Source organism: Acidobacteriota bacterium (genome assembly GCA_035471785.1).
Classification (GTDB): Bacteria; Acidobacteriota; UBA6911; order RPQK01; family DATIPO01; genus JANQFM01.
Window position 1 is genome coordinate 17633 of record DATIPQ010000105.1, and the last position, 10861, is coordinate 28493.

The window sequence follows — 10861 nt, forward strand, 5'->3', positions numbered from 1 at the left end:
ATGACTGAGATCGGCAACTTGATAGATCCATTACCCGTTGCAGGAAGGCGCAAGGTCGTGCTGCTGGCTACCGTCGAGGACCGCGAAATCTACGTGCCGCTTTCGATCTTGACCCTCGCTTCCATCCTCCATGACCGCGGCTTCGACACCGAATTGATCGACGTCCAAGTCGACCGGGACTGGGAGCCGATGCTAGAAGCCGCTCTTCCCGAGTCGCTGCTTCTGGGCGTAACTTGCCTCACAAGCCCCTCCATACGGCATGTTCTCAAGGCCCGCCAGATTGCGCGACGGACCAGTAACGAGGTACCGATAGTCTGGGGCGGATACCACGCCACCCTGGCTTACCAGGCTATTCTGCGTGAGGGCCTTGCCGATTACGTCGTCAGGGGACAAGGCGAGTATGCTCTGCTGGGTCTCTGCCGGGCATTGACCCAGTCAGCCAGCCGAACACAGCTCTGGAGCAGACTGTCAGGGGTCCGCAACTTGGCCTACCGCCAAGAGGACTCCCTGCGGGTTAATCCACTTGAGCGCATCGCGGACATGAACGCCTTGCCTCGGTTGAACTACGATCTGCTCAACGTCCAAAAGTACATTCAAGGAGACAGGCTCGAGCTCTCCTACATCTCCAGCTACGGGTGTCCATATGCCTGCACGTTTTGTTCCGAGCCCACCTTCAGCGGGCGCCGCTGGCAACCCTTGAAGCCGACGCGCGTGGTGGAAGAACTGATAGATCTTAATGAGCGCTTCGAGCCCTCTATCGTGAACATGATGGATCCCAACTTTTCCACCCACCCGAAGAGGGTGGTCGAGATCGTCAGGCTCTTTCTCGAGAGGGAAAAGAGCGTGAGCGTCCTCTGCGACATGCGGGCAAGGGACATCGTGCGGATTGCTCGCGACCTTGATCTGGCCGACATGCGCCGAGCCGGGATCCGCAAGATCTATATCGGGGCGGAATCCGGGTCTGACCGGATGCTTAAGAGGCTGAGAAAATCCCAGCAAGCTGACGATACCCTGCAGGCCTGCCGCCTGCTTGATGCCGAGGGGATCTATTCCTACACGAGCTTTATTCATGACCTTCCGGGCGAGACGGAAGAAGACAGCCGACGGACGCTGGAGTTGGCTGAGCAACTGTGTGCCTTGAAGCACAACCGTCAGTTCCACCACTTCTTCACTCCATTTCCGTCAACTGAAATCTACGATTCGATCGTGGAAGACTCGGAGTCGGAGTGGACCGGCCGCAGCCAGTCGGATTGGGCCCGCTCCTCCACCTTTCACGGCAACGACTTCTGGCAGGGAAGGTTCAAGTTCCGAAAGTCCGTCCTGCGCGCACTGCTTCGGCTTAGAGACGACTATCCGGGAACTTTTCAGCCTCCGTCGACCCTGCCCCTACTCAAGCGGCTGATGGCATAGGCGGGGCCCGCAACGGCTTCTCGAGAAGAGGACAACCATCGCTGAGCCTGATTGAAAACTTACAGGAGGAGCAGGAGATGATCATCACTTTCGAGGGCATCGATGGCGCTGGAAAGACCACCGTATCCCGTTTGCTCTTTCGCAAGCTTGAGAAAAACCTCCCCGATGTCTCTTATTTCCAGCGTTCCTCGACCGATTTTGAAGACCCCTTCGTACGTCGGCACATGGAGAAGTTTCGTAAGGTCCTGTGGCCTTCCGAGGTACTGGGCAAAAAGAAAAATCCCTTTGGAGACGCCTTCTGGATACTGGCCCTCGCGGCCTGGTTCTCCGTGATGGAGGAACGGCGCTTTAAAGGGGCCTCCGATGACAGAGTGATCATCATCGAGAGCTGGTTCTATCGACTGGTCGTCAAGTTCGTTTCCAAGGGCTTCGATGAAGACTGGCTGCTGTCGCTCTTCCAGCAGGTGCGAAGACCGGAGCGGGTCATTCTTCTGGATGTCGATCCCACGACCTCATGGAGACGCAGGAGGGACTTCAGCGCCTTTGAAACGGGCCGTTGGGACGGATTCTGCGGTGATCCGGAAGAGGCCTACACACGCTTCCAGTCGCCCGTGCGCGAAGGGCTCCTGAGGATGGCTCGGGCGAGGGACTGGTGGATCGTGCCCGAAAGTTGGGGTTCCGCCGAGGAGGTGGCCGAACGCCTTGCCTCCAGGCTTCTGGCCGATCTCAAACCGCGGAGGGAAGCGTGTCGAAGCCAGATCAGCTAGTCCCCCGGATACGTCAGGTCCTGCTTCGGCTGCGCCCCTCCATCGGCGACCAGGTCGGCCTCTCCGACGACCTTTTCGCGCTCGGATTGGATTCGCAGGCGGTGGTTGAGTTTGTCCTCAGGCTGGAAGACGAGACGGGAGTGGAATTTGAACTTGAAGACATCTCGCTCGACAGTTTCCGCACCATAGGCAGCATCGAGCACCTGCTCAAGAGAAAGGTGGTCGAGACCTCGACCTAGAGAGGCTTGATTCTGATCATGCGACAACGCCGCATCGACATGGAAATCTTGGAGCGACTGTGCTCCGGAGAGCTGAGAAAAGGAGACTATCGGGGCTTTCACCAATGGCTCGATGCTGAAGATTTCTCCTGGGGCCAACTTCTCGAAAGCGCTGTTCGCCACAAGGTTCTTCCGATGCTGGCACATGCGGTTCTCTCCCAGTCCGCCGTGGAGAAGGTCCCCCGCTTCGTGGGCGAGTTGATGAGCGAGACGCTGCGGGTCAATCAACACCGCCTCAAAGTCTTCAGGGGAGTGGCTGCGCGTGTGCTTGAGGCCTTTGAGGAGAATGGGTTGCCGGTGGCTTCCACCAAAGGCCTGGCCCTGGAGAGCATAGTCTATGGCGATAGAGGACTACGCGGCATGTGGGACATTGATTTCATGATCGATCCCGAGGACCGGAAGGCAGTCTCCAAGCTGCTTGCTAAACTGGGTTTCGAGCCCGGATACCTGGAATGGCAGAGCGGTGACATCCATCGTCTTTCTCGTCGCGAGTTGCTGGCTTATGAGCTCAATCCTGACCACCTCCCGCCTCAAGTATTGGGAGTGGATGACGACATCCTGCCCTGCGTCAACGTGGATGTCGCCTGCAGCTTTACATGGCACCGCTGTGAGTATTCGGTTCCTGTGGAGCCCGCCCTGGCCCGCAGGACGTTTATCGAGGTTCCAGGCTTGCAGGGCCGATGCCTTCCTGTCTTGGCCACTGACGACCATTTCATCTTCATCGCCCTGCATCTTTTCAGGGAGGCCTGGATTGAAACGTGGGTGTCCTTGGAGCAGGACGTCAACCTCGTCAAGTTCGGAGACATGTACCGCTTTTTTCACCAATATCAGGATGAGCTGACCAGCGAGAGTTTTCGCATCAAGCTTAAGGAACTGGACATTGCCAAGCCATTGGCCTGGGTCACGTCTCATCTCGATTCGATCTTCTCTTCTTCGTTGACGAGCCAGATCGGAATTTCTGGGGAGGCCGATGCGGAGTGGCTGGGCAGTGCTGGCGGTTCTGCCCGCACGACACGGAAGTGGAGCGGAGACATGCGCGAGCGCTTGGCTTCCACCCAGCGCGCGAGCTTATTTCGAGAGGTCGAGGACGAAGGCCCGAGTAATGGCTGAAGAACTCGTTGTGGAATTGGCGCAACCCTTCCCAGAGGCCTGTGTCAGGGAGTTGGAGGGGACGCTGGTTCACTTGTCTCCGCACATCCGTTCCGCCAAGTGCACCGCCGATCCGCCGTCAGTCGTACTCTGCCTCGGCGGTCCACCCGAAAGCGACCTCAAGAGGCGGGTGGAGAGATTAGCCTCGCGTATGGCCGAGTCTTGCCGGCGCGTCGAGAAGAAGTTGATCGACAGCTTTCAGGGATCTGGAGTCTTCAACCGGAATCCGCTGCCGGAGCTTCTCGACAGGGGTTGGGTCCGGTCTCACAGCCCCGGCGCCTACAGCTACAGCGGCCCCTTCTTCGGGGTCATAGAGTGGCTCGACTCCACGCTGCTCAACGTGGCCTTGCAGTTTCAAGCCCAGCCGTTCGAGTTCCCCTCCACGTTGCCTCTTGATGCCGCGCTGGATGCCGGTTACCTTCTGAATCACCCACATCAGGCGGTTCCGAGCGCCAAGCTGGCTAGGAGCCCCGAAACCTTCCAGGCGTTGAGCCGACAACTCCGGCTGGGCAACCACCACGCCGTTCCCGAGATCCTGGCCCAGGCGGCCGCCGTCGACGGACTCCAAGCACCGGCCGTATGTCTCAATTTTTGGCGCTCTTTAAAAGGAAAGCGCAAACTGCCGAAGAATCTGCTGGTGGGAACGGCCGCGGGGATCTGCCAGCGAAACGAAGACGAACTAGAGGGTTTGGAGCGTCTGGGTCAGTTCCGCATGCGGGAGATTTTCGTCATCGGAGAGCCAGGCCAAGTAGCCGGCTTTTCCAAGCGGCTCTCCCGGCTGCCCGCCAAACTGGCGCGGCGATGGGGCCTCACGGGCTTCGTTGAGACTGCCACCGACTCCTTCTATCTCGACCGTCAGGCCGTCATGAGAATCTATCAGCTTAATCTGGGGCTGAAACAGGAGCTGCGGCTGCAACTGCCGTTTGAGGAAGGACGCACCCTCGCCGCAGCCTCGCTCAATTTTCACCGCGATTATTTCGCCCAGGCATTCGCCATCGGCGCGGACATGCCGTTTCGATGCCATTCCTGTTGCTTGGCCTTCGGGCTGGAGCGCTTGGCTTTCTCGCTCTTCGCTCAGCATGGAATGGAAGTCGACCGCTGGCCCTTCCGGGTTTCTCTCCCGCACGGACTTTCGTTCTCATGAAGGCTCCATACCTCCAGTTCATGTTTCCCGGTTGGGGCGGTCGGGAAGAAAAGAAGGTGACGGAAAAGCTCGCTTCTCTGGGGTTCGTCCAAGGAGATCAAGAGACTGCAGAGAGGCTCTACGGAGATACCTTCGACTGGCAGCTCTACCGCCAACGGACGACTCTTTTCCTGGAATCCGCGGGACCGGATCGGTGCCTGCTTCGCCTCATCACTCCCGACAGCGTGTCCTCAGCCCGTGCCTCTTCAAGCGGACATCTACCCGTCTACGCCCACCATTTACCAGGGGGGCCTTTGCAGAACGCCTTGGGGAACAAAATCGGTGCCAGTTACATTGCGCCGGTCACTGCCGTCAAATACCGGACCCAGTTCTTTTTCTGTCCGGCAACAGGCACCCATCTCAGGCTGAGCCAGCCCGCCCTGCGTGTTGCCGGCTTGGACCAAGAGCAGGCATTGCCGATGCAACTTCAATTCGCCGCAGAGGCGGAGTCTGCCTCTCTTCGCGCGCTACGGCGATGGCTGGAGCAGGAGGGGATTTCGGCAACCCATTGCTGTGAAGTCGATTCGGCAATCCGGGTTCTGGGACAAGAGCCGGTGGCTTTCCCCTTGGCGGTGGAAGCTCAACGAGCCGGGTGGCAGGCTCTGAGGGTAGCTCATCGGTCTCTGCTTTCGTCCTTTTTGCGGCACCTGGAGGGAGTACGCGACGATCTGGACCCGGTTTTTCTTCACGCTCTGAGGGTGATTACTCGCCGGGTCCGCGTCGTCCTGACACAGATCGAGCCGGCCCATAAAACCCCTCCAAAGTCCGAGTTGAAATCGGACTTGCGATGGCTTGGAGAGGTCACGGGCAAGGTCCGCGACCTCGATGTGTCACTTGTCTGGCTAGAGTCGAGGGGCTTGCAATCAGGTCGGCCGCCTGCTGTCGAGCGCCGGGTAGCGCAGCTTGAGCGAGAGCGGCGAGAGCTACACCGTCGGTTATGCGACTCCTTATCCTCGGCCTGGCTCTCGGATTTCTTGCTCTCTTGGCGAGGCCAGATCAGGGCCATGGATTGGGACGGTTCCCTCCGAGATTCGGTGGACCGAGCCGTCAACAGCAACCTCAAGAAGGCCAGAGAGGATGCCCTTCGTGTGCGGGCAGCTTTCTCACCGCGCATGCTTCACAAGCTGCGGATCAGGTTTAAGAAGCTACGCTATCTTCTGGACACTTTCGACTCCCCGATGCGGGAAGGCCCGCCGACCGACTGCCTTCGCGTTCTGAAGTCCTTACAGGACGAACTGGGTGCACTCAACGACCTCTTCGCATTCCAGACGACGATCCTGAAACCAGGTGACGATTCTGGGGCGACGACTCGACTCGCCGCTGAGCTGGAAATAGAGAAAAAGCATCGCCGTAGGCAGGTCCTCGTCGCTATCGATCAGTGGCTAACGCGCTGATCAGCCCGGCGCGGCGCGAGTGTGGTCGAACCTCCGCATTCGGTCGAACTTCCAATGCCCAATATCCAACTCAAGACTCACAAGTGTTGCAAGCAGCCGTCAATCCGTTGGGAGTTGGTCGTTGTGAGTTGGGAGGTGCGAAGCCCGCATAGCTCGGACGGTGGCCTTGATGCCGTCCCGGTAGGAGGTCTTTTGCAGGTCGGGGAGGAGTTCCTGCAGGCGGCTGTCGTCGAGGGCCACGGGAGTCGTCCACAGGTAGTGCATCTCCACGACTTCGCGCAGGAAGGGGTCGAAAAGGCCCAGGATGCGCAGCATCAGCTTGTTGGCCGCACGCAGGCGCGGGGTCTGTCCGACTTCCTCGAAGACCATCTCGGCGAAGCGGCGGGTGGTGATCAGTCCAGGACCTGCCACGTTCCAGGCCTGGCCGTAGGCCTCTTCCTTGCCCGACAGGGCCAGCAGGACGGCGGCCAGGTCGGGGACGAAGATGAACTCGTGAGGGGTGTCGATGGGGCCGATCACGTTGGCTTTGCCGCCATCCAAGGCGGCATCGAAGATGGCTCGCACATAGCTGAGTTCCGATGTGGGCCCGTAGAAATCAGGCGGACGCACCATGGTGGTGCGCATGCCTTGGGGATCGTCGGCGGCGAAGACCAGGTCTTCCTGCTCTTTGCGCATGCGCCCCTTGAAGGTTTGGGGATTGCGGGGGTGGGATTCGTCTACCCGCTTGGTCTGCGGTCGTCCGTAGGGATAGACGGTGCTGACGTGAACGAAGCGCCGCACTCCCGCCGCCTCGGCCGCCCGCAGGCAGCTCCGGGTCAGCTCGGGATGCAGCTCGAACTTGGGGTAGGGAACTCCCACAAGGTAGAAGAGCGTATCGACGTTCCGGGTGGCTTTGGCGGCCCCCTCGGACTCACCGATGTCGGCCGCACAGATTTCAACCTGGGGCTGCAAGGCGCCGAAGGTTTCCCTCAGGCTGTCCGCCGAGCGCCCCACCACACGGATCGATTGGCCCGTCTCCGCCAGCAGGGGTACCAGAGCCTTTCCCACGGCGCCCGAAGCGCCTAAAACCGCGTACTTCATTCCTGCTGCAGTTTATCGGATGCGGAACCGGCGGCAAAGCGGCTCAGTAGCGCAATTGCCCCTCTTCCTTCTCGTACTTTTCGCGGTATTTCTCCATGCGCTTGCGCAGCTTCTTGAGGCGGGGGTCTTGGCGCAGCGCTGCGGTGTGGGTCTGGTAGCGGTCACTTCCCAATTCCTGCTCTGTGTCGATTCCGGCGGCCTCGCGTGGGTAGTTGTTGCCGATCTCCACCAGCAGGTAGCTGATCCGTTCGGAATGAGAGCTGTGGCTGGACCAGAAGAAGTTGCTGCCCGAATCGCCGAAATTGCGCATCATGTTGATCCACACCTGCACCGACTGATGCAGGTCGTATCCACGGTCGGCGGCGAAGCGCAGGCCGTAGCGGTCGGACTGGTCTTCCAGGAAGCGCTGATAGCCGTTGGTGATGGCCGCTTGAGTCAGCACCAAGGTGTTGGCCACCTGCCTTTGGCCCAGGACGGCGGCCGCGATGCCGCCGATCTTCATGGCCATGCGCTTCTTGCGGTGAAACATCAACTGACGGTAGGTGTGCTCGTTGAGGGCGTGGGCGATCTCGTGTCCCAGCACGAACGCCAGTTGGGCCTCGTTCTCGAGCATCAGCAGCATGGCGGTGTTGATGCCGATGACGCCGTTGGGAAAGGCGAAGGCGTTGGGATACTTGTCGCCGTCCACCACGTAGAAGCGGAAGTCGATCTTGCGGGGATCTCCGGCGGGCAATTCGTTCTGGTAGTCGGGCACCAGGCGCTGGCCCACATAGCGCACGTAAATGGTCACAGCCTGGTCCGGGTAGGTCTTGAACTTGTAGCCTCCCACCTGGAGGCGTCCATGCTTTCCCTCGTCGGAGGGCTTCTCGGAGAGAGCCAGTTTCTTGAAAAGCTTCTCTTCGTTCTTCTCCCGGTCGTTTTTGCGGAAGACCAGGCGGGTGGCCGTGACTGTTCCGTCCTCGTTGCGCCGGCCCGTGTACTCGCAGATGTCTCCGGCGCGAACGTCCTCCAGCGAGCTCAGCGGCTGAAATTCGAAGTCCTCGGAATCCTCGTCCTCGAAGTCGTCGTCCTCTTTTTTTTCGGCTTCCTTGGCCAGCTTTTTTTCCACCCGGTTGAGTTGGAACGACACTACCGTCTGGGGCGTGATACGTATCGCCTGTCCGTCCAGACGCAACCACCCGTTCCAGCCCGAGCCGGCGGGCTCGAGATTGAGGAGGTCCTGATAGAGGACCGCAGTGCGCTGGATGTTGTTCTCGAACTGGTCGGCATCGACCGTGATCTTGCGCGCCGTCAGCCGGTACTTGTTGTCGTCGAATTTTCCCTTCACCTTGACGTGCATCCCCAGGCGCAGATCTTCCAGGCTGATGCGCAGGCCCCGCTCGTTGTCCTTGACCTCGAACTCCACGTCCTCAGGCACCTCGACCTGATTGCGCCAGATCTCGAAGGCGTTCTGTCCCGGATGAATCCGGGTGATGTATCCCTTGACCTCCCGGTCCTTGCACACCCCCCAGGCCGGCGAGAGCATCAGCGCCGCCGTCAACCACAGCATCGTCTTCCTCATATTGAACTCCGTTCCGTTCCTCTATTCTACAACGTGCCCAATTCAGGCTGACCCTCATTCGGTTGGCTATCGCCGCAGAGGGGGGAGGTGCTGCAGCTCTTGCGGCGGCTGCGTTGATGCAGGGTGGGATTGGCCTTATAATTGGGCGTTTTGGGTTGGGCGTTGGGCCCGGGTTGAGGTCTTGGAAGGACAGGCTGAGATTAGGAAGTAGGCCCCTATGGCGTTGGATCAGTTGGGAGAGTGGGAACGCACGTGCTATTGCGGTGAGGTGGACGAGAGCTTTGTCGACCGCACCGTGACCCTGATGGGATGGGTGGAAACCCGGCGCGATCTGGGCAATCTGATCTTCCTCGATTTGCGTGACCGCGAAGGCGTGGTGCAGTGCGTGGCCTCTCCGGGGCGTCCGGGCGTGTTGGAGAAGGCCAAGAAAGTGCGCTCCGAGTTCGTCCTGGCCGTGGAGGGCAAGGTGGTGCGCCGCGGAGAGGAGGTCATCAATCCCTCCCTCAAGACCGGAATGGTCGAGGTCCAGATTTCTCACCTGCGGGTGCTCAACGGCAGCGAACCGCCTCCCTTCGCCATCACTGAAGCCGCCTCGGCTGTCGAAGAAACCCGACTGCGCTATCGCTTTCTCGACCTCAGGCGCAGCAGCATGCAGCGCAACCTGAAGCTGCGTCACCAGGCCACCATGGCCACCCGCCGGGTGATGGATTCGATGGGTTTCCTGGAGATCGAAACCCCTATTTTGACCCGCTCGACGCCCGAGGGCGCACGCGACTACCTGGTGCCCAGCCGGCTCTATCCGGGACAGTTCTACGCGCTTCCCCAGTCGCCTCAGATCTTCAAGCAGATCCTCATGATCTCGGGCTTCGACAAATACTTTCAGATCGTCAAGTGCTTCCGCGACGAGGACCTGCGCGCCGACCGCCAGCCGGAATTCACCCAGATCGACATCGAAATGTCCTTCCCGCGTCCGGAGACGGTTTATCGGGTCGTCGAGAAAATGCTGGTGGAGATCTTCAAGGTGATCGACGTCGAACCCGGGATTCCCTTCAAGCGCATGACCTACGACGAGGCCATGAACCGCTTCGGCACCGACCGACCCGACACCCGTTTCGGGCTGGAGCTGAGCGACGTGGGGGAGGCTTTCGCCGAGACGCCCTTCAACGTCTTCCGCAAGATCCTTGAGGGCGGAGGCATGGTCAAGGGCATCCGGGTGTCCGGCAAGGCCGGCTACTCGCGCAAGGAGCTCGACCTGCTGGGCGAAGTGGTGGGCCGTTACGGCGCCAAGGGACTGGCCTGGATCAAGCGGCAGGAGGGCGGCTTCAAGTCCTCTCTGCCCAAGGTGGTTCCCGAAGCCGAACTCTCGGCGGCCTGCGCCAAGGCCGGGGCCGAGGAGGGCGATATCGTGCTCATGGTGGCGGGGACTTTCAAGGTGGTCCACGACTCGCTGGCGGCCCTGCGCCTGCACCTTGGACAAGAGCTCGATCTGGTCGAGAAAGACCGCTGGGATTTCCTTTGGGTCTACGATTTTCCGCTTTTCGAGTGGGACGAAGAGACCCGGCGCTACTACTCGGTGCACCATCCCTTCACGGCGCCCGCCCCTCAGGACCTGGACAAGATCGAGTCCGATCCGGGCGCCGTGCGCTCGCTGGCCTACGACGTGGTCCTCAACGGCCTGGAGATCGGAGGCGGATCCATCCGTATCCACCAGGAAGACGTGCAGAAACGGGTCTTCACCGCATTGGGGATCAGTCCTCAGGAGGCTCAGGACCGCTTCGGCTTCCTGCTCGAAGCCTTGCGCTACGGCGCGCCCCCGCTGGGGGGCATCGCCATGGGGGTGGACCGCATCGTGATGCTGCTGGCCGGCGCCACTTCCATCCGCGACGTCATGGCTTTCCCCAAGACCGCCCGCGGCGTCGACCTGATGTGCCAGGCCCCCTCGCAAGTGGATGCCAAGCAGCTCGATGAACTGCACATCCAGGTCAAGGAATAGATCCCAGTGCTGCCGGTCATAAGTTCTGAGCCAGGGCCGCCGTTTT

At 60.3% G+C, this 10861-nt stretch carries 9 protein-coding genes; 7 read left to right on the forward strand and 2 right to left on the reverse strand.

Translation table 11 applies throughout. The features are described 5' to 3' along the window. From VLU25_15600 to VLU25_15625, 6 genes are all read left to right on the forward strand, one after another. Window positions 1-1410 carry a radical SAM protein gene (locus VLU25_15600; GenBank protein HSR69360.1) on the forward strand — a complete coding sequence of 470 codons (1410 nt, stop codon included), beginning with the start codon at window positions 1-3 and terminating at the stop codon, window positions 1408-1410. Between the two features lie 77 nt (window positions 1411-1487). Next, complete coding sequence (locus VLU25_15605; GenBank protein HSR69361.1) at window positions 1488-2177, forward strand: hypothetical protein; 690 nt, start codon at window positions 1488-1490, stop codon at window positions 2175-2177. Continuing rightward, on the forward strand, window positions 2156-2416 hold the full coding sequence (locus VLU25_15610) for a phosphopantetheine-binding protein (GenBank protein ID HSR69362.1): 261 nt from the start codon (window positions 2156-2158) through the stop codon (window positions 2414-2416). The genes VLU25_15605 and VLU25_15610 overlap by 22 nt, the downstream gene beginning before the upstream one ends. 6 nt (window positions 2417-2422) lie before the next feature. Next, entirely contained in the window at window positions 2423-3565 is a 1143-nt protein-coding gene (locus VLU25_15615) for a nucleotidyltransferase family protein (GenBank protein ID HSR69363.1), read from the forward strand. Further along, complete coding sequence (locus VLU25_15620; protein ID HSR69364.1) at window positions 3558-4748, forward strand: hypothetical protein; 1191 nt, start codon at window positions 3558-3560, stop codon at window positions 4746-4748. The genes VLU25_15615 and VLU25_15620 overlap by 8 nt, the downstream gene beginning before the upstream one ends. Then, window positions 4745-6181, forward strand: a complete 1437-nt coding sequence (locus VLU25_15625) for a CHAD domain-containing protein (GenBank protein HSR69365.1) — start codon at window positions 4745-4747, stop codon at window positions 6179-6181. Before VLU25_15620 ends, VLU25_15625 begins: the two co-directional genes overlap by 4 nt. A gap of 99 nt (window positions 6182-6280) precedes the next feature. On the opposite strand, the gene VLU25_15630 is transcribed toward VLU25_15625, so the two are convergent. Both VLU25_15630 and VLU25_15635 read right to left on the reverse strand, forming a co-directional pair. Further along, the gene (locus VLU25_15630; protein HSR69366.1) at window positions 6281-7261 is read right to left on the reverse strand and encodes an NAD-dependent epimerase/dehydratase family protein; all 981 of its coding nucleotides are present in this window, start codon (window positions 7259-7261) and stop codon (window positions 6281-6283) included. Window positions 7262-7304: 43 nt separating this feature from the next. Then, window positions 7305-8822: a M48 family metalloprotease gene (locus tag VLU25_15635; GenBank protein ID HSR69367.1), complete on the reverse strand. Its 1518-nt coding sequence runs from the start codon at window positions 8820-8822 to the stop codon at window positions 7305-7307. Between the two features lie 217 nt (window positions 8823-9039). Here VLU25_15635 and aspS point away from each other — a divergent pair, with 217 nt between their 5' ends. Further along, complete coding sequence (aspS, locus tag VLU25_15640; protein ID HSR69368.1) at window positions 9040-10815, forward strand: aspartate--tRNA ligase; 1776 nt, start codon at window positions 9040-9042, stop codon at window positions 10813-10815. Window positions 10816-10861: the final 46 nt, after the last annotated feature.

Excerpts from the sequence above, each read along its gene's own strand:
- VLU25_15600 (HSR69360.1), top strand. The coding sequence starts at position 1 with ATGACTGAGATCGGCAACTTGATAGATCCATTACCCGTTGCAGGAAGG.
- VLU25_15605 (HSR69361.1), top strand. The coding sequence starts at position 1,488 with ATGATCATCACTTTCGAGGGCATCGATGGCGCTGGAAAGACCACCGTA.
- VLU25_15620 (HSR69364.1), top strand. The coding sequence starts at position 3,558 with ATGGCTGAAGAACTCGTTGTGGAATTGGCGCAACCCTTCCCAGAGGCC.
- VLU25_15635 (HSR69367.1), bottom strand. The coding sequence starts at position 8,822 with ATGAGGAAGACGATGCTGTGGTTGACGGCGGCGCTGATGCTCTCGCCG.
- VLU25_15625 (HSR69365.1), top strand. The coding sequence starts at position 4,745 with ATGAAGGCTCCATACCTCCAGTTCATGTTTCCCGGTTGGGGCGGTCGG.
- aspS (HSR69368.1), top strand. The coding sequence starts at position 9,040 with ATGGCGTTGGATCAGTTGGGAGAGTGGGAACGCACGTGCTATTGCGGT.
- VLU25_15630 (HSR69366.1), bottom strand. The coding sequence starts at position 7,261 with ATGAAGTACGCGGTTTTAGGCGCTTCGGGCGCCGTGGGAAAGGCTCTG.